Source organism: Pseudomonadota bacterium (assembly GCA_027624715.1).
Lineage (GTDB): Bacteria > Pseudomonadota > Gammaproteobacteria > Burkholderiales > Eutrophovitaceae > Eutrophovita.
In genome coordinates this window covers 1-26479 of the sequence record JAQBTV010000014.1, presented here as the reverse complement: position 1 = coordinate 26479, position 26479 = coordinate 1, and the positions used below count along the sequence as shown (strand labels likewise).

The window sequence follows — 26479 nt, the reverse complement described above, 5'->3', positions numbered from 1 at the left end:
CGCATGCCCCGCATCCGCAGCCTCTCTAAACCATAGAGCCCCTTCGCGATCACTCTTTCCCACGTCACCCCACTCATACCTATATGACATCGCGAGCTCATACTGCGCTTGAATATCGCCACTAAACGCTTTTGCCTCGACGCCCTCTAGATTTTTATCAGCCCTTTCTTGCGCCTCAAGCTTTTCCATATACCCCATATAGCCAGCGATATCCGCCGCTTGTGCACTACGCTCATAGAGGCCACCCAAGCCAAGCGCTGCCACCATTAAAGCTAGACCTACTCTCATCATGTGATAATACCTATAGTCTTTAATCTATTAGCCTGAACAACTTTTTTCAGCCCAAAGTTCTAAAGAAAAATACCAACCTTTTAACAAAAATTAAAGATACCAAGTAATTACTTAGAACACAACATATGACCTTGCAAAATGCACCAATAAATAAGCTAAAATTAGTGCTGGACTTAACTTTAATACATATAAAATCATATATTTATATAAATTAGAATAAATAAAAAATCGAGGTTTAATCTAGATCTTTACTAGCACGAACGTACCCAATGCATGAGGGTATCGCTGCAACAATTATTGAAGCAAAAAATACCATCATAATTAGATAGGTACTGCCACCGGTAAAAATATCGATGTTGATGTGTAATCCAAATTTCTCCACCAGATAGCCGCGTGAAAGCGCCAAACAACACACCAGAAGAACCGCTCCAACGACTACCCCAAAGAACGTAATAAGAAAAGCTTCTAATTCGATCAGAAAAAATAAGAACCGCGGTGATGCGCCGATAACCCGTAATAAATGAATCTCCTTACGACGCTCACGTATTGACGCCAAAAGCATTGCACTCACTCCGAGGCAGGCTGCCAAGAATACCAGCGCGGAAACTAGCAATAGGGTATTTTCTAAGACGCTCATCGTCTGCCACAGCTCCGACAATGCTACACCAGGTAAAATTGCAAGTAACGGCTCGTCCTTGTAATTATTAACCCCTCTTTGAAAACGAAACGTCGCCATTTTGTCGTTCAGGCCCAACATAAAAGCAGTGATACTTTTAGGCTGAAGATCAATATCGTCAAAGTTATTAATAGGGCCCGACGAACTGGGAACTCTGACCCCATACTGCCAATCAATATGAATCGCCTCAATCCCGGCTAGACTCACGTGCAATGTTTGATCAACAGGTGTACCAGTGGGCGCTAATATACCGACAACCTCGAAGGGACGGTCCTCGTGCAAACTAAAGCTCGTTGCTGCCACACCATGGGCAAGCACCAATCGATCACCTAGTTGGTAATTTAACTTTCTAGCGACCTCAGCACCTAAAACGACATCAAACAAATCTCTAAAGGGCCTGCCAGCCTTAAATTCGAGTAATCGCTTGTCACCATAACTAAAATACTGGAAATAATCGGTTGATGTCCCCAACACTCGATATCCCTTGTGAGAGTCCCCCAGCGAAATAGGTATAGCCCAATTCACTTTTTGACTGGACGCAATCTTTTCGTAAGACTCCCATCGAATATTATTGGTAGGATTTCCCACTCTGAACACCGAATACAGAAGCAAATTGACGCTTCCGGTTCTCGCACCAACGATCAGATCAACTCCTGAAACCGTATTAGAAAAATTCTCTTTTGTCTGATGTCTGACATGCTCAACTCCCAACAAAACGAAGATGCTAACGGACATAGCCAATAGTGCGACTATTACTGAGCCTTTTCTATCCAATAAACTCTTTATAGCTAGGCGAATGAACATTTAAGAATACTTTCCCACTAAATTAATCTCATCTAAGGGCACGATTCGACCAAAATGTTTCGATAACCCCATATCATGGCTGACAAACAACAGTGTTATTTTATGCTCCTCTGCAATACTCATAAGTAAAGTCATGAAAGCGTCGCGATTGACATGATCAAGAGATGAAGTAGGCTCATCGGCGATCAATAGTTGAGGTTTGTTGATGAGTGCGCGGGCAATCGCAATCCGCTGCTGCTGACCAATACTGAGATTTCGAGCAGGTTCACTCCACTCATCTGCTGATATATTTAAGTCGGTTAATAAACTCTTTATTTCTTGCTCTAATGAGCCGCTAAGATGATTTGAACCGAAACGGCTAGCAAGTTTAATGTTGTCGATTGCATCTAGATAAGAAATCAGGTTGAACTGCTGGAAGACGAATCCGATGTGTTCCGCTCTAAATCTATCCCTCTGCCTGGTCGACATTTCATTCAGGGGGTGTCCAAGAACAGTCACACGGCCTTTCGTTGTTAACAAGCCACTCAAAACATTGAGCAGGGTTGACTTCCCGCCACCTGACGGCCCGTATAGGAACGTCTTCTCACCTTCAGAAACCGACCAAGAAGGAATATTCAATACCATTCGGTCAGGATGTGTCGGATAACTATATTGCACATCTGTTAGGGTAATAGTCATGGTACTCTTAGTATGGGATTTATTGGAAAGCAGTAATGTTATATTATCTCATTTACAGAATGATAATCCCAATTTACAAAACTACAATGATGATGTCAGTGCGGTTGTCAAACATAGCTATATTGCTCGCCGGGGCATTACTACTTTCTGCTCAGCATGGGCCAGAAGCGCAGGCTAGAGATAAAAAATTATCTGGGTATGAGGAAATTGAGTGGACTCAATTAATGCCGGCGGAAGATATAGAAGCATTACTAAACCCTCCGGATTATATTTTGGACATAAAAGAGGGATCGAAGGAAGATCGAGCAGGTAACCAAGGCGATGCGTCTACGGACTTATTTTTTTATGATGAGTACCAGCGCGCCCTGTTATCCACGAAAATCGTTCCAGAAATGAATGGAAAGAAAATTCGAATACCAGGCTTTATTGTTCCATTAGAATTTAATAAGAATAAAACCGTATCGCAGTTTTTCCTTGTACCCTTCTTTGGAGCATGCATCCATGTACCGCCGCCGCCACCGAATCAAGTCATCCATGTCACCAGCAAAAAGGGCGTTAAACTTGAAAATCTGTCCACGCCTCATTGGATTTCAGGTGTTGTGAAATCCGTCCTCACAAAAAACGAAATTGCTACAGCTACCTATGCTATGGATGCGATAAGCGTCGAGATTTACTGGGAAAAATAAGGGGAATTTTGTGTTAAGAAACTCCACAAATCGCAAAAATACCTAACATGCAACGCAAGTAGGTTTATCGTGCTGCTGGCATAATCTAAAGTTAGTTAAGTGTCCCCAAGCGATTAATCCGGCGCCAAGCAATGTAAGCAGCTTCTCACCTGTTTCACCCACTAAACTTTCAAACAGTAAAGCGGAGACCAAACTGCTCAATCCCAGCAGCCCAAGGGCTAATATCTTGTATTGCTTATGTTTTTTACAACCTAGAGTCAACGCAAAGATACTAATCGGCAACACAGCAACGAGCATCCAAGCATGAAATGCCTCATTATCGAGCGGTAATGAGGCAAGACTTGGAACTGCGACCAACAGCACAGGTACAAAAAGGCAATGAACAGCGCATACCAAAGATAATCCAATAGATGTCCGATCGGTTATAGCTTGGATGCTCCTCATAACTTAACTCCCTATTTTATGTTCAACACAACAGCCGCAACACTATGTTATGTTACAACATAACAAGAAGCAATGGTAGTCCTTAGCGGTAACTTCGGATAGATTTGCCCGGGAGCCAATCTAGCATTCTCCAACACTCATCCACCAGCCAGTTATACGGCTGGATCCAAGGCCTTTATTCCTGTCAATTAAATTTAATTGTTGACCGCTTTGGCGTCAACGTCACCGCGCCCTGCTTACCCCCTTTCAGCCACATAGTTTGTATTTCCTCAATTCCCGGAAAAATCTTAAAAAGGTGAACTTGAACTTCAGATAATTTAGACGAGTTCTCACAGCTAAAATGGTAGTTGGCAGTAATATCGCTATGCGTATCCATCTCTGATTCTTCATGCGCGTCAGCACCAGCTGACTCACTCAAGACCGCAGAAACATTAACCGAGGATTCAACAAGTCGACAGGTACTATTTAAAAAAGTAAAAACCTTATCGTGTTGTTTAAGACGCTTCGCCGCATTCTGAACAGCCTTTTTATCTTTTGCCGATTGTGCTCGGTATTCGAAACCAACTATATTCATTGCTGGCGATTCAAACTCTATTTCAATCTCAGTCCCCTGGAGTCCAATCGTTAACTCAGACAGCCCGTGAACGTGAGCATCTAAACTACCGTCTTCCGCTCGCAACTCTCGAGCATTAACCCATTGAATTATTATCATTACAACAATCGATACCATTGTTAGCCTAAGAATTTGGTTTATACGTATCATCATTTTTATACTTCCCCTCAAAACGTCAACATTACTTACATGCACAAAATAACTTCTTTTGTAGCCCTCTTTACTTCTTAATCTCTATGAATACCGAACACCCACTCGCGTTGTTTTATGTGTGACTAAAGTCGCTGTTCAGTTCCTGCTTCAGAAGCTTTAGGAGCAAGCAAAGCCGTAAGCGCTCCAAGGATTCCCAAAACCGCATAGGTCGTCACCAACAAGGGTCCAGTAGGCGCATCAAGCATTGCAGATAGCGCAATGCCGATCAAGATCGACGACGCGCTAAATAACCATGCCCACAACAGCCGTCTTTTTTTTCCGACGGTTACGAGAGCTGGCAGAATGAGGCTTGCAAATACAACGTAAATACCGACCAGCTGGACGGAAGCAGTGATTGTGAGTGCGAACATAAGGTAAAAACCAATCCCCTGTCTCACACGTGGTAAAAACATCCAAGTGGCCAAAATACCCATAAAAAACGGTAGATGAAGCACAACGTCCCGCATCGATGCGAACAGTATTTGCCCCGAAAGAAGATGTTTGAGTTCTTCATCTCCATGAGGATTAAGAGTGAGTACGAGAATTGAGAGGGACGCGGACAATACAAAAAAGACGCCAATCCAAGCCTCTTGTTGCTTCGGAAAATGTTTCTCTATATCCCTAAAAATGAGGCCACCCATAAGCGCAAAACATAACGCACCTAGCGATGGCCCAAGAGCGAATCCGGTTGGGTCCGAATGAACATGAGCCTGCTGGCTATAAACTGTTCGGTTGAGCGTCTCCACAACGACATAACCCAGTCCCGCTATTTGAGCAATTGCCAAGTCAATAAAGATTATTCCTCGCTTTAAAACCTCAATGCCTAGCGGTGTATGGACCAAAGCCACCATCAGGCCAATCAGTAGTGCAGGGGTAATAATATTCAACAAATCAGCCATTGGCACATCGCATCAATTTAATAGCAGTTCTATCGTTTGATCATAAAGCTTAAACAGATCTGTCGCTTCTGACGACCCTCCGATCGTGAAAGGGAGTGTTATTACGCGTACCCTGGTTTTTTGCGAGACCCATTCATTTGGACCTTTCGGATCAAAAGGGGTTGTAATAACCGCGAGCGGAGGAGTTTTTTTAATAACAGATACCACTTCCGCAAGATGTCTAGCAGATGGTGGGATTCCCTGCCTCTGCTCAAGAGAAATGAGGGTGTTAATACCTAAAAATTTCAATAGATAGCTGAACGACTTGTGGTGCACGATCACGCTTTTCCCTGCAAGCGATGCACCAGCGGCTTTCCATCCCTTTAGGGCAGTATTCCATCTTGAGTTGAATGATTTTAAGTTAGCCTTATATTGTGCCTCGTTATCCGGATCGATTAAAGATAGACGCGCCTCAATAAGCGCTGCAGCCTCTAGAATGATTTGAGGATCTAAGTGCACGTGCGGATTGCCCTGGGGATGAATGTCTCCCAAACTGCGATCTAGAACGTCTGGTATCTCAATGTTAGTTACGTAATCGCTAATCAGTAAATATCCAGGTTGCCCAACCTGCACCCCTTTATTGCCATTTCTAACTAACAATGGTAGCCACCCCACCTCAAGATCAGCTCCGGAGCAAATGATTAGATCTGTACGTCTCATTTTACTCATTAAGCTCGGCTTGACCCGGATAAAGTGGGGATTTTGTAGCCCATGAGTTGCTGAATCTGTTTTAATCAAATCTCGGCCTATCTCCTGAGCTAGCGACTCCCATTCCGGCTCACAGGCCAATACAAAAGGCTTAGCCTGAGCTGTATTGAGTACTAATGCACAAAAAAAACCAATTACAGTGATTGTTTTCATAGCTACATTATCCCTTGAAATTTTGGTCCTGTGAAAAAAAAGCCTTGAAATGGTGAAGAGGAGATTTCATTTTGAAGAAATCGGATACCATTTCAAGGCGCTAGCTCAGTAATCCTCTGTCCGTTTGCGTTTTGTAAACGTACATGATTATTAGTTATGTTACAACATATCGTATAGTAATTGCAACACGTGGTATACAACATTTTCAGGGAAGGTTAACTTGCACCCATAGTAGCCAATAATTTTAGTTCAACTGAAAACACCACGCCCACTGAACGAAGCAGCGTTACAATACTCCGATCTGGACGTAAAAACCTCTCCATCTCGCTTCAATAGTATAGCGAGCCGCCTATGACCATTAGATCGAACATCAAAAAAAGTGCCCTAGTTTTGGCCATCAGCTTCATAGTAATGATCGCTGAAATACTAGGTGGGTACGCCTTTAATTCGATGGCGTTATTGGCAGACGGATGGCATATGGGTACCCACACGATTGCAATTGGGATCACTGTCCTCGCTTATGCCTATGCCGAGAAAAAAGCTAATGCCCCTGCCTTCATATTTGGCACATGGAAAGTCGAAATACTGGGGGCCTACACAGGCGCACTTTTACTCGCCGTCATTGGTCTCACTATGGGCTATGAGTCGATCGAACGGCTGTTTAACCCAAAAGTAATCAAATATGAATATGCCATTGCCACTGCGATCATCGGCTTGCTTGTCAATGGAGTAAGCGCTTTCATCTTGAGACACCATTCTCATGGACATTCTCATGGCCATGACCATCACAAACCGCCATTAGAGTCAGACCTCAATCTGAAAGTGGCTTATGCACATGTAATTACAGATGCCATAACGTCTTTACTTGCAATAATTGCGCTTCTCGTAGGTTTAGCATTTGGCTGGAATTGGATGGATCCGCTAATGGGCATCGTGGGCTCAATCTTAGTGCTCCTATGGTCTCGCTCGCTAATAAAGCAGACCACTAGCATTCTTATCGATCACAGTGTTGACGACGAGCCTATAAAAAAGCTTCGAGCAAAGGTTCGAAACATAGCCAATGCCGCCGGAGACGTTCAAGATCTACGATTATGGAAAATAAGTAACAACCAGTACGCGTGTGTCATAAAAATACTTGGAAACACCCAAGACACAATTCGTGTCCGCATAGAAGACGAACTCTCAACACTCCCTATTACCTACTCCGCAATCGATATCAAGCCAGCAAAAGAGAATCAAAGCGAATCAAAAATTTTTAAATGAGCGGGTGCACGCGATCTTTGGTCTCGAATGAGTTCCCCAAACAACAAGGAGTGCTAGCGATGTCATTGGGGTGGACGATGGGGCTCGAACCCACGACCACCGGAATCACAATCCGGGGCTCTACCAACTGAGCTACGCCCACCACAGACTTCACCAACAATCACACCAAGGGCTACTGGCACGCCCGACAGGAATCGAACCTGTAACCCCCAGCTTAGAAGGCTGGTGCTCTATCCGTTGAGCTACGGGCGCAACTCAAACACCTCAGCCGTCATCAATGGTCGGGGTGGAGAGATTCGAACTCCCGACATCCTGCTCCCAAAGCAGGCGCGCTACCAGGCTACGCTACACCCCGACTGAAGGGACGAAACTATATCGCCTCATACCGTAGACGTCAATCTGATGGTTTTAATTTTACATCTAAAATTGCATTAAAGAGATAAATCTGATATACACACTTTTTTTTAAACAGTAGAAATTTTTTATAAACGCGCCATGGCCAATCCCACAAAAACTACAGTGAAATTAAAACCGACGGTAAAAAGTACCTTTAAATCCTATACGCCCAAAAAAGATGAGACTTATATGGGCATAAAACAGAAAAATCACTTTAAAAAAATTCTGTTAGAGCTGAAAAACCAGCTTGGTGCGGACATTGATAAAACCGTACACACGATGCAGGATGAAGCAACGGTCTTTGCCGACCCAAACGATCGAGCCAGTCAAGAGTCTGATATGGCACTTGAACTAAGAAACCGAGATCGAGAGCGCAAACTCATTAAAAAGATCAACGAAACCATCGGTCGAATTGAACTGGGTGATTACGGCTATTGCGACAGCTGTGGTATCGAAATCGGCTTGAGGAGACTCGAAGCGAGGCCAACCGCATCCCTATGTATCGATTGCAAGACATTAGATGAAATCAGAGAAAAACAAATGGCAAAGTAGTTACTGTTCTTAACTCCTTGCTTAAAAAAACCAGAAAAGCCATCCTGCGATGGCTTTTTTTCTTATATGGACAAGCTAACCGTCACACCCAATTCTCGCAGTCGCTGAGCGAATGCCTCAAACCAATCGTCCTCAACCGGGGATAATCTGACAGACTCAGGTTGGAACGACTGTCGAGCGAGTCCATAGAGAAGAATACCTTTAAGCGGGATACCTCTCGCCTGCGTCTCCCCTATAAGTTCGATATAGGAGTCGAGCTCAGTTTCACTGGGATTTAGCCCATCTAACTTGAATAAACACGTCTGTATCCATGTCGGACAAGCCCTTGCAGAAGCCTCTAAATTCGACATCATTCTAGCTTTACCAACACGAATATCATTAATTAGACGACGACCTTCCCCGGTCGCACGATCAATCTTGTACCAGACCTCGCCATTCATCCCCGCTAATTTTTCTAAGCCCATAATCACCTTGTTTTGATGTACCAAACTACCATTCGTAATCAAAACTGTTTTAACGGCGTCAGGGATACTCAATCTCGCTCGAACCCCATGAACTGCATTAACAGCTTCCATAAAATTGGGAGCTGATGTCGGCTCTCCATTACCTGAGAATGCAATATCATTTAAACGACGTTGCCCTTCTGGTACCTGCTCCTCAAGGAAAGAACCACTCAAAATTTGATCGAGAAAAACACTTAATTCGTGTTGCAAGCGATCCACGTCAACAGGTGGTGGCGCCCCACGTATCAGGTCTGGAACCTGACAATAAATACACCGCCAATTACAAGCATTATTCGTATTCAAATTTACACCTAGAGACACACCGCCCGCACGCCTCGAGACCACGGGATACACATATTTAAATCCTTCTTGAAAGCGATTGTGATCTTGGGTACTCAGCATATAGTTATCTCACCCAAAATTTTCTACGCAGATTGATCCGACTGAGTTAGATCATCTAAAGTCAATTCTAAAGGTTGACCATGCGGTGTCCGATCAGCGACCCGGGCCCAACCCGCTTGATACTGTTTTAGCAACTCATTCGACACAATATTTTTCCTATTTAAGAGATTTTCTAACGCGCTAAGCACGTGCAAATAGTAATCGGCTCCAGTATCGTTCTCCGACGAGCCACACTTAATCTCAGCCCCTAGTACTTCAGCCCACTCTAGCCAAGTAATTAAACCCAGTTTTTCGAGCGCAACTAACATAGCAAATGTATCCGCCTCCCAAGGCTCAGAAAACACAGGATGTTTTATACTATCTGGCGAACCCTTTGAAAAATCTACCCAAGAAAAATGATCACTCATATTCAGGTCTCGACAAATAAGGTTCGAATGCATCAACTGAATTGCTGACAGTTGAATCCGCTGCATCACCCCAAAGTTCGCAACTCTCAATTTCAACGGTATACAACCACTGAGGATCTTCTCTACCATGTTCTACAACAGCATCCGGAAACACGTGTCTACCTCTTACAGCAATGATAATCCCGAGTTTGTCCCGCGCATAGCGCGGTAGTCGAGTGTGGCCGCTGGTGCGCATTCCATTAGTCATTACTAAGTCTCCGACGCAAAATTTAGGATCATCAACACCTTCGCGCTCAAAGTTTCCCCTAATAAATGCTCTACCAACTTCTTCCAACGTCAACGGTTTTAGTGCCTTAGGCAAGTCTCCGGTCAGATTAATCCCTGTGTGCATTTCTTCCGTATCAAAAAGACCACGTTCTAATGCTGTAGCAATCAGCGTATGGGCCCACCGCTCGTAATAAGACCACGACAAATATTCGATTGGATGAATTTTTTCCTGTGCATGTCGGAATACGTCGATATTCCATAAACCCAGATAAAGAATCGCCCTTTGAAGGCCAAGCACGCTCCCTTCCCAACTATAATGAAATGTAGGCTCATCATGTTCGGGTATAACCGGACCAAAACCCTCGATACCGCCTAAATCATGGATACTATCCATTAGCTTTATTCCCATTAGTTGCTAATGCCTCACCGGTACCAATCATACTGTCCCGAGTGACAAGCTTTGCTAATTCAGCTTCAGACATCGCTTCAGAAAAAACAGGCCTTCGAGGAATGACTAAGTACCGCGTTTCAGCAGTTGAATCCCATACTCTAATTTTCTGCTTCTCTGGTAAATCTAAACCAAAATCTCTAAGTACTAAACGCGGCTCGCTAACGATACGGGACCGATAGGGCGCTGACTTATACCAAACTGGCGGTAAACCCAAAACATCCCATGGATAACAGGAACACAAGGTACAAACCACAACATTATGCAACGCGTCACTATTCTCTATCGCAATTAAGTGCTGTCCAACTTCAGGGAAATCAGATTCATTATTAATCGCCTTAGTCGCATCCTCCAACAGTGCGCGTTTGAAATTCTGATCAATCCATGCGCGAGCCACAACACGAGCCCCAATATGAGGCCCCACTTTACTCTCGAAGTGCTCAATAATTTGATCGATCACATCGCGTCCGACCAACCCCTTAGCAAGCAGAATAGACTCAAGCGCTTTAACTCGCTTTTGAATATCCGTGAGTGTTGACGCCTCCTCATGAGAATGATCATGATGATCCGAATCAGACATAATTAACTTTCTTTCTTATATTTCTTGAATAAAACAACATCATAAACCGATCGAGCCAATATGTAACCCCAACGCTAGTAATCAGGTACTCGACTAGTTGGCATCGATTGAATCGGTCTAGCGCACGCAAGCGATCATCAATACCGAATCTCGCAAATCAACAGAATATATCGCAACGCGTAAAATTACCCCACAAGACACGTTTATTCGCCAAATCGGTAAAACTTAGTTTGAACCGGGCGGTCTACCCTACTTGTTTATCAATTTAGGATCCAATCATAGCAAGCGACAAATCACAATAAGTGCATTATGAATAAACGTCATGTTGTCATTATCGGATCGGGCATTTCTGGTCTATCTGCTTGCTGGCATTTAAAAAACTACGCGAGGGTAACTCTGCTCGAAAAAGAAAGTTACCTAGGCGGACACACACATACGCACACACTGAATATCGACGAAAAACCAATACAGCTAGATTCTGGTTTCATTGTATTCAATAATCGAACCTATCCAGGCCTTCGTGACTGGTTTGCGAGCCTAAAGATAGAAAGCTATCCAGCTGACATGTCATTTTCTGTATCACTGGGAGATGGAGAGTTTGAGTGGGCAGGGTCTAACTTGAGAACAATCTTTGCGCAGAGCAAGCGAATGTTTGACGTTAAATTCTTAAACATGCTCCGAGATATTATGCGTTTCAATCGAAATGCGCCTAGAGATATTGAGAGGAATAGCTCAGCGATTAGTGCTGGAATCACTCTTGGGGAATATCTCGATCAAAATAGGTATAACTCATATTTTCAAAACCGTTACTTACTTCCGATGGCTGGCGCCATTTGGTCATGTCCTACTTCAGAGATACGCAAGTTTCCACTTAAGTTTTTCGTCTTATTTTGCGAAAATCATGGCCTCCTATCCACTCTAAACCGTCCTCAGTGGTTTAGCGTTAAAGGGGGAAGCCATACTTACGTTGACGCAATGAGCTCGATGGCGAAAGACCACCCAATAACCTTCATAAAAGAAAGTCGCGCGCTATCAATTACAAAAACGCCTTTTGGACTCGAGATCGTGACCCAAGAGCGCGATCAAACGCAACAACGCATTTGTTGCGACGACGTGGTCCTAGCTTCCCACGCTGATGAATCCGCTCAAATCCTAAAAAGCATACCTAACGCCATAGCGCCAGAGCTGTCGCGCATAAAATTCCAAAACAACACTGCCGTCATTCACGAAGATGAGTCGCTGATGCCCGTAACAAGGGCGGCATGGTCATCTTGGAACTATTTATCGAATGCCTCAATCGATGAACATCCTCGTATTGCCGTTACTTATTTCATGAATAAACTCCAGTATTTGCCAACTAAAAAAAATTTATTCGTCACATTAAATCCAACCAAACAAATAAATCCTCTTCAGATTTTCAAATCTATTGAATACGCTCACCCTGTTATGGATCAAGACCGAGAAATTGCCGCAAAAAATATTCAAAATCTTCAAGGAGAAAATAATATTTGGGTCGCCGGGGCCTGGATGGGAAATGGCTTTCACGAAAGTGGCTTTCAGTCGGGAAGATGGGCAGCTCAAAAAATTATGGGAAAACTATAATTTATGAAAAATAGCCCTCAACTTGTTGAAGGATACGTGACACATGAACGAATCAGCCCACGCATTCACTCCCTAACGTCAAAAGCGTTTTACTTACGCGTGCCTATTCGATCAATTTTCTATACCTGCAAACAAGATAAACCAAAATGGGGGAACTGGGTTTTTGGTATTAACCGGAAGAGTCTAATTTCTCTCCGAGATGAAGATCACGGGTTCGGCGACAATATAAAAAACTGGTTAGCCGAGACTCTCAAGAAAAATAAATTAGAAAAAACCGTCGATGGCGAAATATGGCTGGTATGTTTTCCTAGAGTACTGGGTTACCAGTTTAAGCCCGTAAGCTTTTGGTATTGCGAAAACAAAAACAATGAACTTGTGGCGGTTTTCGCCGAAGTACATAATACTTTCGGGGAACGACATACGTACATTCTGAAGCCAAAAAGTGGCGAGACTTATTTTAAGATCGGGGATGTAATCTCTACACCTAAATCTTTTTATGTGTCGCCCTTCCTCTCAGTCACAGGTCATTATCAATTTCAATTTAATTATGACCAAAAAACGAAACGTGATTTCGCGAGAATTGACTACTTTTCAGATCGATTAATACTTAAAACGTATATGACAGGGATAGCTGCGCCATTAACAACTTTTTCTGCTTTAAAATCTTTGATTAAATTTCCTTTTATTAGTTTTAAAATTATTACTCAAATTCATTTGAACGCGTTCATTTTGTGGATCAAAAAAATACCATTGACGCTCTCAGAAAGAAACAAATGACAGCCGTTAAACACAACCTATGGGTAAGGCTTGTATTTAAACTCCTCGATCGAATAGAGGTGAGCTGCATTGAGCTGATAGGCCCGAACGGCTTTACCCGACGTTTCAGTAACTGTTTTGAGCCAACGAATATTAAACCAGCCATCTTGATCATAAAAGACTGGGGGATGTTTCGAAGCATTGTTCTTCGCGGAGATATCGCATTTGGAGAAACATATATGGAAGGCCAATGGGACACTCCAGACCTCAATCACTTGTTATGGGTTATTGGCCAAAATAGACATGTACTGGATACAGCCATTCGAGGAATAAAATTTACAAATCTTTTAAATCATCTCCGACACCTACTCAACAAAAATACGAGGCATCAAGCGCGACATAACATTGAGGCTCACTACGATCTTGGTAATGACTTTTATCAATTATGGCTGGATGAATCGATGACCTATTCCAGCGCAATACGGCATGATAAAGATAACCGGGTAGCAAAAACTCTCGAGGAAGCACAACGTTTTAAGGTCAACCGAGCCCTCTCTAAGCTAGGAAAGCTTGATGGGACATCGATAACACTAGAGATTGGTTGCGGTTGGGGCGAGCTATCCAAAATTCGGCTTGAAACGTTACCGGGGCAGCATGTTGGAATTACGCTGTCTCAAGAACAAAAAGATTGGACGAAAAAAACGCTCAAAGACGTAGGACTCAATAATAGAAACACTACGTTGCTGCAAGACTACCGGGATATAAGCGAGCAGTATGACGGAATTATTTCTATCGAAATGATTGAGGCAGTGGGAAAGGCTTACTGGGAGACGTTTTTCAAGACCGTCAAAAAATCATTAAAGCCGAATGGTCGCGCTGTGATTCAAGCGATCACTATTAATGAAACATTGGTTGGAAGCTATGAAACAGGTGTCGATTTTATTCAAAAATACATTTTCCCAGGGGGAATACTCATGAGTCAAAATCAGTTCACGGTGCTCGCTGCACAGCACAGATTCAATGTATGCGACACCTACAATTTTGGAAAAGATTACGCTTGGACGTTACATGAATGGTTTAAACGATTTCAAGAAAATTGGACGAAAATTGAAGCACTTGGATTTTCGGCACAATTTAAAAGAATGTGGGAGTTCTATCTTTGTTACTGCAGATCTGGATTTTTAAATGGCGACATTGACGTCGTACAGTACACCCTGTCTCATTCAACAATACAGTCTCAAAAATAAATTAAGCAAAACACAAACCAGACATTGAAACTTACCCGAACTCAATCTTTAAAGTACGGATTATCCGGTTTACTCATTTCATCAACGAGTCTCCCGTTATACATTCTGGTACCCAGCATCTATGCCAAAACGTACGGACTATCGCTCGCGACGATTGGTGTGACGTTGATGCTTATCAGATTACTAGATGCAATCACTGATCCACTAGTCGGGAAACTCATCGATAAGACTCTTAGTCGAAGTAAATATCACTTATGGGCAATACCGTCTGGAGTCATCATGACAGCTAGTTACGCCGCGCTAATCCACCCCCCTGAGTGGCTAAACAGCGACATTGAGATTCTTACTTACATGGGAGCTTTCACGCTCCTGGTTTCAATTGCCGCTGGGGCCTTGAACGTAGCGATTCAAGCATGGCCAATTCATTGGACCACGAGCACATTGGAACAATCCGAATTGGTAAGCCGCAGAGAACAATTGACTCTTCTAGGCGTTATTATTGCCTCTACATTGTCCACGGCAAACAACTCAATCATGTTTACAAGTTATTTATTCGCCGTAACTACCATCACAAGTCTAGCTATTCTCAGTCTTCCAGCCGTCAAAAACATCTCTAGTCATAGTGGCATGCTCGACTGGGGTAGTTTGCGCTCAATGAGCTTACTAATGTGTCCTTTGTTTTTCAGCGCCTTAGCCAACGCAACAGCAGCAACCTTATTCATGTTTTATGTGACAGACTACTTAGGGTTATCGCAGTCAGATGGTGGAAATCTTCTCGCCATTTATTTTGTATCCGCGCTTGTAGGGATATGGCTGTGGCAAAAAACCATGTCAAATAGCAATACTATCAAATCATACATGTTGATTCTTTTAATGACTATTATCGTGTTTACACCAGGGTTTTGGCTCAACGACACCAACGCGGTATTATTCACGTTTGTCTGCATTGGCACCGGTTTCTTAGTTGGTGCAGAGCTTTTGCTCTCCTCGATGTTATTGATAAAAAAAATAAAATTTATTAAGCAGGAGAAAAATTCTGGAATCATATTAGGCACTTGGGGTCTACTTATGAAATTAGGATTAGCACTTGCCGCAGGGATAGCGCTACCTCTTTTGAACTTTTGGGGCTATCAACCAGGACTAACCCCTAAACATGAGGAGTTGGCTATATTCTATTTGGCAAGTCCTATTATTTTAAAAATTATTTCCTTAATACTTTTAAGCATTCATAATCATCGACATGGCCATATTGACGCACCAAATCACCGCTAGTTTAGCCCTCGTCTCTTTCATTCTTTCACTCATTGGGTGCTCTCATGAGGAAACACTAAAACAGGATATAAATAATATGACGACATTCGATCTCGTTAATTTTTTTTCTGGAAGTACTCAAGGATCCGGGTTTGTCCAAGATAGATCAGGAGAAATCATCCGGACATTTGAGGTGGCTACGGTTGGAACCTTTAATAACGACTCAGGCACGCTACAGGAAACATTTACTTGGAATAACGGAGAAGTTGAGAATCGGACATGGACACTTAGTCGTAATGGAGAGACCGAGTGGTCAGGTCTTGCGCCTGATGTTGTGGGTACAGCCTCCGGCAAAATAACGAACGACAAACTAAGATGGTCCTACACCCTTACACTTAACGTCGGAGGCAAGAGGATTAATCTTAAATTTGATGACCAAATGTGGGTGTCTGAAACCGGCGTCCTGGTTAACCATGCTAAGTTTTCGAAGTTCGGCTTTCACCTGGGTGACGTAGTCGTTAGCTTCCGAAAATAATAACGAAGAAAAATGTTCAAATCAAATGCTCCCATTAAAGATTGGTCCATACGCCGCGTATGGGTTATCGGTGCATCGGAGGGAATTGGACTCGCCCTTGCCCATGCGCTTATTGCCCAAAAATCCGAAATCATCGTCTCCTCTAGAAGCAAAGAAAGGTTAAACGATGAGTTTTCAGGTATTGCCAAAATCTTACCCATGGATGTCACGAGTATTGACGATGTAGCGTCATCAATAGATACACTTATTGCTGAAAATATTTTACCAGATACCGTGTTTTGGTTACCGGCGCTTTATCACCCTGGAAACCTTATGAATTTAGAGCCAGAGGCCACATTAAAACGGCTACAGACTAATATATTTGGTGCATTTAACGTATTCCCAAGAATCATACGCCATTGGCACGCGAATCCTCTGGTGGGTAAAAAATATCATTGGACTTGGTTTTCTAGTTTGGCAGCATACAGGGGGCTACCAAACGCGTCTGATTATGGAGCCAGCCGTTCAGCTATTTCTCACCTAGCACAAAGCGCACACATCGAATTAAAATCTCTCAATATCGATGTTTCACTCATTTCCCCAGGTTTTGTGGACACAAGGCTCACACAAAAAAATGATTTTAAAATGCCCCTATTAATGACTCCATATCGAGCCGCACAACTGACGCTTAAGGGACTCAAAAGGGGACGATTCGAGACTCATTTTCCCAAAAGGATGAGTTTGATATTTAAATTGTTGAGCATTCTCCCTATCGGCTTATATCTCAAACTCATGAATATTTTTAAATAGTTCTATCTCGCTCAACAATTCAATAAAAACGGCATTCGTGTGACGATGCGAACGAATGAGGGCATAGACTAAGGCTTAAATCCCATGCCAAATCCTAAAAAATCGCTTTCCACAAAAAACAATGGAACAAATCCCATCTACGGAGAGACCAAACACCATATAGGTTAAAATGAGCGAGAATGCAAAATCAAAATTAAACAGAGTATGAGTATAAATAGGAAAAATGAGGTATTTGCGAATAAAGCACACGCTTTCATGGTCAAAAATGTCGTGTTGCGACTTCCAAATCAATCAATCGGACAGATATGGAAGTAAAACATAACGAGATGCTCTACCCTAAGCTCTACATTGATTTCGAACGTGCGCGATGGACGTTTGACGATATAAATTGGGATCAGTTTGACTCGTCATTACTCACAGATGAGCAGGCTCAAACAATTAAGATGAATGCCATCACAGAGTGGGCAGCGCTGCCGGCTACTGAAATGTTCTTAAGAGATAATAAGCACGATAGTGACTTTTCAGCGTTCATGTCCATTTGGTTCTACGAGGAACAAAAGCATAGCCTGATACTTATCGAATACCTTAGGCGGTTCAGGCCCGACCTAGTACCTACCGAAGAAGAGCTGCACCAAATTCGGTTTGAGTTCGATGAGGCTCCGCCACTTGAGACTCTAATGCTTCACTTTTGTGGTGAAATTAGACTCTATCATTGGTACCGACGAGCTGCTGAGTGGCATAGTGAACCCGTAATTAAAACGATTTACAACACGATAGCAAAAGATGAAGCGCGGCATGGTGGTGCGTACCTTCAATTTATGAAAAAAGAACTCAAAAATAATAAAGTTGCGGCACAAAAGGCCTTTACTAAAATTGGAGTTCTAATGGCTGCTGCGCGACGCACAAACCAAGCGCTACACCCGACGAATCTACACGTCAATGAGGCTTTGTTCCCTAACGATACGATACAAAGCAGAATGCCCGAACCCGGCTGGCTAGAACACTGGCTGGACAAGCAAATTCAATTTGATAAAAATTGCGAAGGCAAAGTATCTGGAAGAATTTTACATAATCTAAGCGTTCTTCTCAAACAGACATTTAATTCAGTTCAAGATCTTAATAAATTTCGTAAGTCTTTATCCTCGACTTCCACCTTCAGCTCGATTACCGCATAAAAACCCATTGGGAGATCAGGTAAACATGAATGAGCAAAAGTGGCGACATGATGGCGTACAAGTTATTACTAATGACAAACTTGATGGTAACGTCCCATCAACACCTGGTATGGACCGTAAAGCGGCAATCAATTTCGCACGAACAGGCGCACAAAAATTATGGGCTGGAACGGTAACGATCGAAGCGAATGCAAAAACCGGCGCACATCATCATGGCCACTTGGAAAGTGTCATTTACGTAGTGAGAGGTAAAGCACGCATGCGATGGGGTGAGTCACTTGAGTTTTGCGCAGAAGCTGGCCCTGGTGATTTCATTTATATTCCACCTTATGTCCCGCATCAAGAAATTAATGCTAGCAAAGACGAAGTGCTAGAGTGTGTCCTGTGTCGCAGTGACGGAGGAGCCATCGCAATTAATATCGACATCGAACCCTCTGAAGCTCCAGAAGAAGTGCTTTGGATAGATCCCACCCATCCAGAAGGTGGTGCTTGACTCTTTATAGAGGATTAATCACTTAAGATTTAAACCTGTTGATTGTACTGACGCTTTTTTTAATAAAACCACATATTCAGGTCGACGGCTTGGGTTACGGACAAGTAACCAGCATTAGTTTCTGCCTCTAGCGCAACAAACAGAGAAATAACAGTAGGATTTTGCATTCGAAGTTAGTACGAGTTATGTTGTGTAATGTTAAGTAAATTAACAATTTAATTGTCGAGATCGCACATTTGTAAATAGTAATATGGAGTTGTGTTTAGATGCGGTCTAGCACAAATCTAGCACAAGGCAAACACAAAAAAAAGAGACCAACTGGCGACCCCTCATCTTTGTTGGCTACTCGACCTGGGCTCAAACCAGAGACCTACAAATTAACAGTGCCTCTAGCTATTTTCTTTCTGTTTTTTAAACTCTTGAACCGTCATTACGGCGCCAAGAATAGTGAGCGCGGTACAAAAAACACCAATAATCAAAATTAGGTTATCACTCACTTTTTGCTTCCTTTTAGCGCTAAAACATTGAAGTAGATACCAATACCAAGTATCGCAGGGACCCAAGTTGCAGTGAATAAACCCTCTTCTTTATTTCCCGAGAACCACAGGTATGCCGAAACTGCAAAAGAAATTAGCACTGCAATTAAAATAAACATATCTGAAAGTTTTACCATTGACCCTCTCCTCTTAAAACTATTTTTAAGTTATTTTTCCCAAAAACCCCAAGCGGCTACCATTAACGAGCCTACTGCTAACCCTGCGTGTGACCGCAGCATTGTTTCTCCCGGAATTTCAAACACAAATGAAACATAATCCAAAATCCCTAATGGGAGCCAAACTATAAACAAAGCGGCACACAGCACTGCTAACCAGCCAATCCTCACTCTCACCTTCGATCGTTCCACTAAAACTCCTTATTCGCTTTACTGCCGAAATACTGACTTAACACGCACTAAATAGTTCAATTTAGGGGGCTCTAATACAGCCAGGCACCTCTCGAGAAGGCGGCGGCTAAACCAGGCCTATATTAAACCTGATGACGGAGGTGTTCACAAGTGGACTCCGCCTCAAAATCACCACTTTTAAGGCAATCGCGATCTACAATATCGGGCAATGGACATAGCCCATTCCAAGAGAGGCCTCTATCAAATGGCCAAAGCCGCCGGATGTAATGGAACCAACAATCTTCCCATCCCGAAGGATCAGTTTTTCGTAATATAACAGTGGCGCATTGGCAGCGTCGGCCAGGTAGGATTATGTTTAAATTGGAAATTTTGTTGAAAATTCACAGAATTAAAGGCCAGTCCTCAGACCTTGTGCATTCGATGTTGCCCTAATCGTGGGTGCAGCTTGCCTGAGATGTGCCACGCGAGAAGACAGACCCCTCCAGCCGCGGCAAAGATACCACTGATCGGGAATACGAGAAGAACGATCCAGGCTGCGCCAGGCGTCAGGATCCCTGAAACATCGCGGAAACTGGAATAAATCGCGGACATCTCGTTGCGCTCAGAGGGTTTCACCGCCATGAGAAACGGAAGGCCCCCGCAAATGTCGAGCAGGATAAGAAAGAAGCTGCCGGCAAAAAGGCAAGCGACTGTTAACCATGGTATTGCCCCCAGTGCGCCTGCGGCCATGAACAGAACAGCCGCAGCACAAAAGCCTGTGCGCACCGACGTCCGCACAGAACTCGCCTGCATCCATCTCAGTACGAATGGCGACAGAAACAAACTGGCATTGGTCAAAGACAGAAGGATGCCCCCAACCTTTTCTCCAAGGCCACTCTGTAACGCGAAGATTGGCAGATAGACGACAAAGGCCCACCATCCACATGAGCGGATGACGGCAAAGAGCCATCCCGCTACAAGTCTGGGCTGTGCAATAAACCGGCCCAGATAAGCCAGCGGGTTCAGGGCTGGACGGTGCGCGCGCGTAATCAGTTTGCCGTTACCCAACGACATGCACAGGAATGTCAAAAGCAGCAAAAGAGCCACGGCCGCCGAGACCAGAAAGGGTGCTGGTTTCCACCAGGTCCAGAGAACGACACCCAGCACTGGTCCAACTGTCCAGCCCAGGGCTGAATAGAACATGCGAAGCGTCTCGCATTTCCCCAATTCGATCCGCGCGATGTAGTCCAGCACGTACGCGTTGCAACATACGAACGCAACGACGGTCGCGATAGAATTCAAAACCAATGCCAAAACGAGCAATCCGGGCGTCCCAAACACCGCAAAGCCTGACCCCACAACGTAGGACAGAACGGCGGCAGAATAAATGAAATGCCGGGGGACGAACCTGTTAAGAAACGGCACGAGCAACCCGACCAGCAAAGATACGATTCCAATCCCGAAATAATATGAACTGACCAGGGCTGCGTCCTGCAACGCGTCGTACATCGCCACTGGAAAGACAGAGATAAGGACACCGCGCGTAACCGCTTCGAACCCTGCAAGCGTCGCAAACCCGCGCACAGAAGGCTTGGGGACGTGCCATTCGGGGATAAGGCGTTTAAGCATTAACATTAAAGAATTGAGTTTTCGCGGCTAACCCATTGTGTGGGTACGAAACCTAATCATGTACTCTAAAGCTAACATTCTATCGCCTTTTGCAAAAATTAAGATTATGTAAACCGAAGTCTTAGCCCCCCCCCAAGAAGGAGGCAGAGTGGTTAGAGTAACTGCCTGTTGAGGGGTAGCGTAAGAGTGCTAATCGTCTGGCATTTTGCTTGAGCTGTTGAGGTCAGGAGAGCAAGTATTAGTATTAGTATTAGTATTAGTATTAGTATTAGTATTAAATGAAATAGCAGATAGAGCTGTTTAGTTACATTTGATTGCCGCACATGTAGGTGACTTTTCCTTAAATGTGCAAAAAAACAACGTAACAGCTTTTTTTCAAAAATACCCGTATAATTCGCGCCCAGGCAGTTTTGATATCGTAGAGAGCCTCATTTGTAAACACCTCACTTAAAAAAAACAGCCTGATGTGTGACAAGTACCGGTAGTTGTTAAACTTAAGTTCTAGTATAAATTTAAATCAAAGGGAAATCATGAATAAATCGCTACTGATCGCTTTTTTGCTAGCTCTGTCTCTAGCTGCATGTGGACAAAAAGAAGAAGTTGCTGCACCTGTTGAAGAGCCTGCTACTATGGCACCAGCTGAGGAAGCACCAGCTGAGGAAGAACCAGCTGAGGAAGCACCAGCCAAAGATTAATCTTTGGGTTTGCGCATAAAAAAGCCGCCCTGAGGGCGGCTTTTTTTGTACATACTGCTTTTGCGTTGTTTAGGTAAGCGCCGCCGGAGCAATCTAAGAACCCAAAAGCTTGCGTCTAGATATTCTCGCCAGTTGATATTTAAGTTTTAGGACAGTTAATTTAACAACGAAATCAGGACCATCCACCGAGATCAATCGCCTGGCCGAGAATTTAGGCATTTTATTACCTTAAAAATGGCTAAAATAAGTCGATATGAACAAAATGCAAGAATACGAAAGATCAATACAAGGTGCATGGAGCCTTTTACCCGCACTACGCAGAAAATGGAATTTTTTTGGCCTTATGAGTCTCAGCCTTATTTTTGTTTACCCATTAGTTACGTCGATCTTCAAAGTGGAAACAAGCATATCGGCGTTGGTAATCATAACCATCCTAGCCATAGCAGGAAAATATTTTTTGGTGAGTTTCCTGCGATCATTCCCGAAGAGCAATAAGCTTCAGCATCAATATCACAAAATATGCTCAGCCTATCCGTAATTCTTATAACAAAAAATGAAGGGCGCAATCTAGAAGATTGTTTAGCCTCCCTGTCCGAAATTGCACAAGAGATAATTATCGTTGACTCAACTAGCGATGACCAAACGCTGGATATTGCAAAAAAATATGGGGCCATTATTTCTATCCCAAATGATTGGCCCGGGTTTGGCCCCCAAAAGAATCGTGCGCTAGCGCTAGCATCAAAGGACTGGGTTTTATCTTTGGATGCTGATGAGCGATTAACCAAGGAACTACGCAGTGAGATAAAAATAGTCTTATCAAGACCAGAGGCTCACTGCTATTCAATACCTAGATCATCTTGGTATTGTGGTCGCTTTATGAAGCATTCTGGATGGAGCCCAGATTATGTGGACCGACTATTCAAAAGAGGGACTGCCAGATTTTCTGACAACCTTGTGCACGAACGACTTATCCCAGAGGGCCGCGTCAAAAAACTAAAATCACCAATGCTGCACTATAGCTTTATGAATTTCTCACAAGTGCTGCAAAAAGTTGACCGATATTCTACTGATTCTGCTAACCAAGCTTTTACAAAAAATAAAAAGAGTAGCCTGTCAAAAGCGGTTCTTCATGGCTTTTGGACTTTTATTCGCATCTATTTTCTCAAGCTTGGCTTTTTAGACGGACCTCAGGGATTGGCCTTAGCAATCTCAAATGCAGAAGGCAGTTATTATCGCTATTTAAAGATTTGGCTAATGCAAGAAAAAAGTTCATCATGATCATTAGCCTAATTGTTGCAACCTACAATAGGCCAGATGCCTTAAACCTAGTGCTTCAATCACTAGAAAACCAAACAGACAAAAAATTTGAAGTTATTATTGCCGATGATGGCTCTGAAGATGATACGCGATGTTTAATTAATGAATTTAAATCAAATTCTTCTCTTTCCATAACTCATGCTTGGCATGAAGATTTGGGGTTTCGACTGGTGGCAGTAAGAAATCTAGCAACTAAACAGAGCGACGGTGACTATCTTATATTTTTAGATGGTGACTGTGCAGTGCAGCCGGATTTTATTGCAAGACACAGAGTACTTGCAGAGCCAAACCATATGGTCACAGGTGGTCGAATACTACTAGATGAAAAATTAACAAACCATCTTCTCAAGATCGGCAAATGGGATTTCGAGAGCTTTAAAAGAAATCTTTTGATTTATCGTCTTAGTGGACAAATTAATAAAATCTTGGCCTTCTATATTAAACTCGGCAACTTTTCATGGCGCAATTACCCAGACTTCGTATGGCGCCGCATCAAAGGATGCAATCTTGCCTGCTGGAAAAAAGACATCGTTGCCATCGGTGGTTTTGATGAAACCATAACTGGATGGGGTCATGAAGACGCAGATTTTGTGTTTCGATTGTTCGATAATGGTATCACTCGCAAGTCAGGTTCTTGGGCAACTGAAGTCTTGCATCTTTATCACCCTGTGAGCAACAAGGAAAATGCCGAGGAAAATGAAAAAAAAGTTCGAGCAAAAATATTGGCTAAATCCAAGAAAAATACTTTATGACCATTCTCATTACTAGTGGTGCTGGATATATAGGGAGTTATACTACAATTGTGCTTGCCAATGCTAGGCACAAAATCACTATACAGGTTAAAAATTTGATTAATTTAATAGGGGTATAGAAAACCAATATAACTACATCCTATTGATTTTATTGGATATAAATTAAAATAATGGCGGAAGCGGTGTCCTAACCTTGTTATGAACGGGTTTGGATCTCTTTGGCCTTCTTTAAATTGCATTATAGACAGTGAAAGCCTGTCAAATCGATCTATTCATTTAGTTTCATAAGTGGTGAATTCTCATTAGACGCCCAAATCCGTAGATTCAACTCCATCCCAGTCAAGCCCATTACAGGAATGGAGTTTGGTAACTGGTTTTGGTAACTAACGGAGATTCTCATGAGCACCAATTTAAATTTCAAATATGTAGAGAACCTAAAAAAACCAGGTCGGTACACCGATGCCCTGGTGCGGGGTTTACATCTTTGGGTTAATCCCAATCTTAATAAGTACTGGATATTTAGATACTCACATAACGGGAAGCAACAAAACCTCAGTCTAGGGCCCTACCCACTAGTTTCTATAGCAGAAGCAAGGATTCTCGCCCAGCAGACAAGAGACAAAATACGTTCGGGGATAAATCCTATTAAAGAGCGCCAAAATGCAAAGGATGCCGCTACAACAAAAGCGAAAAGTAAGATTTCATTTCGGGACTTCGCAATAGAATGCGTCAATATTAAACGGCTAGAGTGGAAAAGCGAAAAACATGCGGCACAGTGGCTTTATACCCTGACAGAGTTTGCATTCCCAGTTATCGGCGACAAGGCGCTTGATGAAATTGAGATGGAGAACATCTTGAAGATTCTTACGCCGATTTGGACAACCACTACCGAAACTGCGTCGCGACTTCGCGGGCGGCTTGAATGGATATTAGCAGCCGCTACGACAAAAAAACTTCGATCTGGGCCCAACCCTGCAACCTGGAAAAACTATCTACAAACCATCCTCCCTGCCCCCAAAAAAGTAAAAGGTGTTGTTCACCATAAGGCAATGCACTACAAGCAAATTCCAAGCTTTATAAGCCAGCTTAGGGCGTCAGATAATGTGGCGGCTCTAGCCCTAGAATTCACCATTCTGAATGGCGCCCGATCTGGGGAAGTATTTGGTGGACTTAAATCAGAAATCCAAGATGGGTTATGGGTTATTCCCGCATCCCGCATGAAGGCTAAAAAGGAACATCGAGTGCCGCTTTCCCAGAGATCTGTAGACTTACTAGCAATCGCCTCGGCAATCGGCCCTGGCAGCAAGTATCTTTTTTCTAGAAATGGAAAGCCCCTATCTAATATGGCCATGTCAATGGTACTAAGACGAATGAAATTAGATGTAACGACACATGGTTTTCGATCGTCATTTCGAGACTGGATTAGTGAACAAACATACTATTCGTCAGAAGTTGCGGAAATGTCGTTAGCTCATACCATAGCCAATAAGATTGAAGCAGCATACAGGCGTCAAGACCTGCTTGAAAAAAGGCGTGCATTACTCATAGACTGGGAGGCCTATTGCTCGAGCAACCCAAAAGGTAATGTCCATCAACTTAAAGCCGCGTAAAAATAGCCATGAAAAGTAAACACATCCCAGCAAACCGAGAAGCGGCGCAAAAGGCCGAGGAAATGGTGAAAGTCCAAATAGCGGCTCTCACAAAATCTACATCTACAAAAAAAAGGGCGTCACTCCAAGACAAACTCAATAAAGAAAGGCTTCAAGGCCTTCAATTCACCGACTCATTAATTGAAGATGCAATGGGAAATTTTGGCAGGCTATTAGAACCAAAACAACGTGCCAAAATTATTAAAAAGCGATCTTTAATCCTGAGTAAGCTTAATAAAAAGGAGCTCACCGAGAAATTAGCAGAGGCGGAACTCGATCTTCAGATTGAGCGCGGCTTCGCGGGAGTTGCCAATCGGGTAAACGATTATCTGTGGCACGAGATAGATGGTGACGAGTATAAAAAGATCAAAAGCAGTGAAAACAGGCAGCTTGGAAGACAGGCCATATTTGCTGAAGATGAAACGCGACTTCATGAATGCCTAAAGGAAGTGCGCAAAAGGAAAGGTGTCCCGCTTGTTTCGGAGGACTATGGCGTCTTTCGGCGCGAAGTATATTTGCGTTACCCCCAGAGCCGACTAAAGCAAGCCCCCAGGCTAACAGGCGAATACAAAGACCGCACATTCGAACAACAGGAGAAGGAAAGAGGCTACATGAGGGAAGACGCGGATGGGTGGAATGATGGCAGACTTAGAGGCTTCTTTGAAAAATACGCGAAAGTTAAGGCCATAAAAACTAATTTTTAGT

General features: G+C 43.3%; 32 protein-coding genes and 3 tRNA genes. 17 read left to right on the top strand and 18 right to left on the bottom strand.

The features are described 5' to 3' along the window. The 3 genes from O3A65_07865 to O3A65_07855 all read right to left on the bottom strand — a co-directional run. A partial coding sequence (locus tag O3A65_07865; protein ID MDA1332377.1) for a hypothetical protein occupies positions 1 to 291 on the bottom strand: 291 nt, incomplete at its 3' end. Positions 292 to 526: 235 nt separating this feature from the next. Continuing rightward, positions 527 to 1771 carry an ABC transporter permease gene (locus O3A65_07860; GenBank protein MDA1332376.1) on the bottom strand — a complete coding sequence of 415 codons (1245 nt, stop codon included), beginning with the start codon at positions 1769 to 1771 and terminating at the stop codon, positions 527 to 529. Further along, the gene (locus tag O3A65_07855; GenBank protein ID MDA1332375.1) at positions 1772 to 2449 is read right to left on the bottom strand and encodes an ABC transporter ATP-binding protein; all 678 of its coding nucleotides are present in this window, start codon (positions 2447 to 2449) and stop codon (positions 1772 to 1774) included. An 86-nt stretch (positions 2450 to 2535) separates the two neighbouring features. On the opposite strand from O3A65_07855, the gene O3A65_07850 reads away from it, so the two are divergent. Continuing rightward, entirely contained in the window at positions 2536 to 3135 is a 600-nt protein-coding gene (locus O3A65_07850) for a DUF3299 domain-containing protein (GenBank protein MDA1332374.1), read from the top strand. Between the two features lie 42 nt (positions 3136 to 3177). Here the strand turns inward: O3A65_07850 and O3A65_07845 are convergent, their stop codons facing one another. The 4 genes from O3A65_07845 to O3A65_07830 all read right to left on the bottom strand — a co-directional run bounded on the left by O3A65_07845 (position 3178) and on the right by O3A65_07830 (position 6183). Next, positions 3178 to 3579: a MerC domain-containing protein gene (locus tag O3A65_07845; GenBank protein MDA1332373.1), complete on the bottom strand. Its 402-nt coding sequence runs from the start codon at positions 3577 to 3579 to the stop codon at positions 3178 to 3180. A gap of 184 nt (positions 3580 to 3763) precedes the next feature. Then, the gene (locus tag O3A65_07840; GenBank protein MDA1332372.1) at positions 3764 to 4291 is read right to left on the bottom strand and encodes a DUF2796 domain-containing protein; all 528 of its coding nucleotides are present in this window, start codon (positions 4289 to 4291) and stop codon (positions 3764 to 3766) included. Positions 4292 to 4467: 176 nt separating this feature from the next. Next, on the bottom strand, positions 4468 to 5283 hold the full coding sequence (locus tag O3A65_07835; GenBank protein ID MDA1332371.1) for a metal ABC transporter permease: 816 nt from the start codon (positions 5281 to 5283) through the stop codon (positions 4468 to 4470). Between the two features lie 12 nt (positions 5284 to 5295). After that, complete coding sequence (locus tag O3A65_07830; protein MDA1332370.1) at positions 5296 to 6183, bottom strand: zinc ABC transporter substrate-binding protein; 888 nt, start codon at positions 6181 to 6183, stop codon at positions 5296 to 5298. Positions 6184 to 6534: 351 nt separating this feature from the next. Here O3A65_07830 and dmeF point away from each other — a divergent pair, with 351 nt between their 5' ends. Next, positions 6535 to 7446 carry a CDF family Co(II)/Ni(II) efflux transporter DmeF gene (gene dmeF, locus O3A65_07825; GenBank protein ID MDA1332369.1) on the top strand — a complete coding sequence of 304 codons (912 nt, stop codon included), beginning with the start codon at positions 6535 to 6537 and terminating at the stop codon, positions 7444 to 7446. Between the two features lie 66 nt (positions 7447 to 7512). Here the strand turns inward: dmeF and O3A65_07820 are convergent. From O3A65_07820 to O3A65_07810, 3 genes are all read right to left on the bottom strand, one after another. After that, positions 7513 to 7588 (bottom strand) — tRNA-His (locus O3A65_07820). A 34-nt stretch (positions 7589 to 7622) separates the two neighbouring features. Further along, positions 7623 to 7698 (bottom strand) — tRNA-Arg (locus O3A65_07815). A 26-nt stretch (positions 7699 to 7724) separates the two neighbouring features. Beyond that, positions 7725 to 7801, bottom strand: a tRNA-Pro gene (locus O3A65_07810). Between the two features lie 230 nt (positions 7802 to 8031). Here O3A65_07810 and dksA point away from each other — a divergent pair. Beyond that, positions 8032 to 8394, top strand: a complete 363-nt coding sequence (gene dksA, locus O3A65_07805) for an RNA polymerase-binding protein DksA (protein ID MDA1332368.1) — start codon at positions 8032 to 8034, stop codon at positions 8392 to 8394. A 62-nt stretch (positions 8395 to 8456) separates the two neighbouring features. Here the strand turns inward: dksA and O3A65_07800 are convergent, their stop codons facing one another. The 4 genes from O3A65_07800 to nthA are packed head-to-tail and all read right to left on the bottom strand — an operon-like array spanning position 8457 to position 11001. Beyond that, on the bottom strand, positions 8457 to 9299 hold the full coding sequence (locus O3A65_07800) for a radical SAM protein (GenBank protein MDA1332367.1): 843 nt from the start codon (positions 9297 to 9299) through the stop codon (positions 8457 to 8459). Positions 9300 to 9322: 23 nt separating this feature from the next. Further along, complete coding sequence (locus O3A65_07795; GenBank protein MDA1332366.1) at positions 9323 to 9706, bottom strand: nitrile hydratase accessory protein; 384 nt, start codon at positions 9704 to 9706, stop codon at positions 9323 to 9325. After that, the gene (gene nthB, locus O3A65_07790) at positions 9699 to 10367 is read right to left on the bottom strand and encodes a nitrile hydratase subunit beta (GenBank protein ID MDA1332365.1); all 669 of its coding nucleotides are present in this window, start codon (positions 10365 to 10367) and stop codon (positions 9699 to 9701) included. The genes O3A65_07795 and nthB overlap by 8 nt, the downstream gene beginning before the upstream one ends. After that, positions 10360 to 11001, bottom strand: coding sequence for a nitrile hydratase subunit alpha (nthA, locus tag O3A65_07785; GenBank protein ID MDA1332364.1), 642 nt, complete (start codon positions 10999 to 11001; stop codon positions 10360 to 10362). The genes nthB and nthA overlap by 8 nt, the downstream gene beginning before the upstream one ends. A 309-nt stretch (positions 11002 to 11310) precedes the next feature. Between nthA and O3A65_07780 the strand changes: the two genes are divergently transcribed. From O3A65_07780 to O3A65_07745, 8 genes are all read left to right on the top strand, one after another. Next, on the top strand, positions 11311 to 12603 hold the full coding sequence (locus tag O3A65_07780) for an FAD-dependent oxidoreductase (GenBank protein MDA1332363.1): 1293 nt from the start codon (positions 11311 to 11313) through the stop codon (positions 12601 to 12603). 3 nt (positions 12604 to 12606) lie between these two features. After that, complete coding sequence (locus O3A65_07775) at positions 12607 to 13380, top strand: DUF1365 domain-containing protein (GenBank protein MDA1332362.1); 774 nt, start codon at positions 12607 to 12609, stop codon at positions 13378 to 13380. Continuing rightward, on the top strand, positions 13377 to 14606 hold the full coding sequence (locus O3A65_07770; GenBank protein ID MDA1332361.1) for a cyclopropane-fatty-acyl-phospholipid synthase: 1230 nt from the start codon (positions 13377 to 13379) through the stop codon (positions 14604 to 14606). The genes O3A65_07775 and O3A65_07770 overlap by 4 nt, the downstream gene beginning before the upstream one ends. Before the next feature lie 24 nt (positions 14607 to 14630). Beyond that, a complete protein-coding gene (locus O3A65_07765) occupies positions 14631 to 15878 on the top strand; it encodes an MFS transporter (protein MDA1332360.1) in 1248 nt (415 codons plus the stop codon). Next, positions 15847 to 16392 (top strand): DUF3833 family protein, encoded by a 546-nt coding sequence (locus tag O3A65_07760; protein MDA1332359.1) that lies wholly within the window; start codon positions 15847 to 15849, stop codon positions 16390 to 16392. The genes O3A65_07765 and O3A65_07760 overlap by 32 nt, the downstream gene beginning before the upstream one ends. A 12-nt stretch (positions 16393 to 16404) precedes the next feature. Next, on the top strand, positions 16405 to 17181 hold the full coding sequence (locus O3A65_07755; GenBank protein MDA1332358.1) for an SDR family NAD(P)-dependent oxidoreductase: 777 nt from the start codon (positions 16405 to 16407) through the stop codon (positions 17179 to 17181). A 326-nt stretch (positions 17182 to 17507) separates the two neighbouring features. Continuing rightward, a complete protein-coding gene (locus O3A65_07750; GenBank protein MDA1332357.1) occupies positions 17508 to 18356 on the top strand; it encodes a ferritin-like domain-containing protein in 849 nt (282 codons plus the stop codon). 25 nt (positions 18357 to 18381) lie between these two features. Then, positions 18382 to 18849 (top strand): cupin domain-containing protein, encoded by a 468-nt coding sequence (locus O3A65_07745; protein ID MDA1332356.1) that lies wholly within the window; start codon positions 18382 to 18384, stop codon positions 18847 to 18849. Between the two features lie 493 nt (positions 18850 to 19342). Here the strand turns inward: O3A65_07745 and O3A65_07740 are convergent, their stop codons facing one another. The 4 genes from O3A65_07740 to O3A65_07725 all read right to left on the bottom strand — a co-directional run bounded on the left by O3A65_07740 (position 19343) and on the right by O3A65_07725 (position 21361). Further along, positions 19343 to 19522 (bottom strand): hypothetical protein, encoded by a 180-nt coding sequence (locus tag O3A65_07740; GenBank protein ID MDA1332355.1) that lies wholly within the window; start codon positions 19520 to 19522, stop codon positions 19343 to 19345. Between the two features lie 30 nt (positions 19523 to 19552). Continuing rightward, complete coding sequence (locus O3A65_07735; GenBank protein ID MDA1332354.1) at positions 19553 to 19753, bottom strand: hypothetical protein; 201 nt, start codon at positions 19751 to 19753, stop codon at positions 19553 to 19555. Between the two features lie 193 nt (positions 19754 to 19946). After that, positions 19947 to 20033: a hypothetical protein gene (locus O3A65_07730; protein ID MDA1332353.1), complete on the bottom strand. Its 87-nt coding sequence runs from the start codon at positions 20031 to 20033 to the stop codon at positions 19947 to 19949. Positions 20034 to 20155: 122 nt separating this feature from the next. Continuing rightward, a complete protein-coding gene (locus tag O3A65_07725) occupies positions 20156 to 21361 on the bottom strand; it encodes an MFS transporter (GenBank protein MDA1332352.1) in 1206 nt (401 codons plus the stop codon). A gap of 530 nt (positions 21362 to 21891) precedes the next feature. Between O3A65_07725 and O3A65_07720 the strand changes: the two genes are divergently transcribed. From O3A65_07720 to O3A65_07695, 6 genes are all read left to right on the top strand, one after another. After that, complete coding sequence (locus O3A65_07720; protein MDA1332351.1) at positions 21892 to 22056, top strand: hypothetical protein; 165 nt, start codon at positions 21892 to 21894, stop codon at positions 22054 to 22056. Between the two features lie 294 nt (positions 22057 to 22350). Continuing rightward, the gene (locus tag O3A65_07715) at positions 22351 to 22551 is read left to right on the top strand and encodes a hypothetical protein (GenBank protein ID MDA1332350.1); all 201 of its coding nucleotides are present in this window, start codon (positions 22351 to 22353) and stop codon (positions 22549 to 22551) included. Between the two features lie 24 nt (positions 22552 to 22575). After that, complete coding sequence (locus tag O3A65_07710) at positions 22576 to 23334, top strand: glycosyltransferase family 2 protein (protein ID MDA1332349.1); 759 nt, start codon at positions 22576 to 22578, stop codon at positions 23332 to 23334. Beyond that, positions 23331 to 24125 carry a glycosyltransferase family 2 protein gene (locus O3A65_07705; GenBank protein ID MDA1332348.1) on the top strand — a complete coding sequence of 265 codons (795 nt, stop codon included), beginning with the start codon at positions 23331 to 23333 and terminating at the stop codon, positions 24123 to 24125. Before O3A65_07710 ends, O3A65_07705 begins: the two co-directional genes overlap by 4 nt. Positions 24126 to 24523: 398 nt before the next feature. Then, positions 24524 to 25735: an integrase arm-type DNA-binding domain-containing protein gene (locus O3A65_07700; GenBank protein ID MDA1332347.1), complete on the top strand. Its 1212-nt coding sequence runs from the start codon at positions 24524 to 24526 to the stop codon at positions 25733 to 25735. Between the two features lie 8 nt (positions 25736 to 25743). Continuing rightward, the gene (locus O3A65_07695; protein ID MDA1332346.1) at positions 25744 to 26478 is read left to right on the top strand and encodes a hypothetical protein; all 735 of its coding nucleotides are present in this window, start codon (positions 25744 to 25746) and stop codon (positions 26476 to 26478) included. The last annotated feature ends 1 nt before the right edge of the window (position 26479 follow it).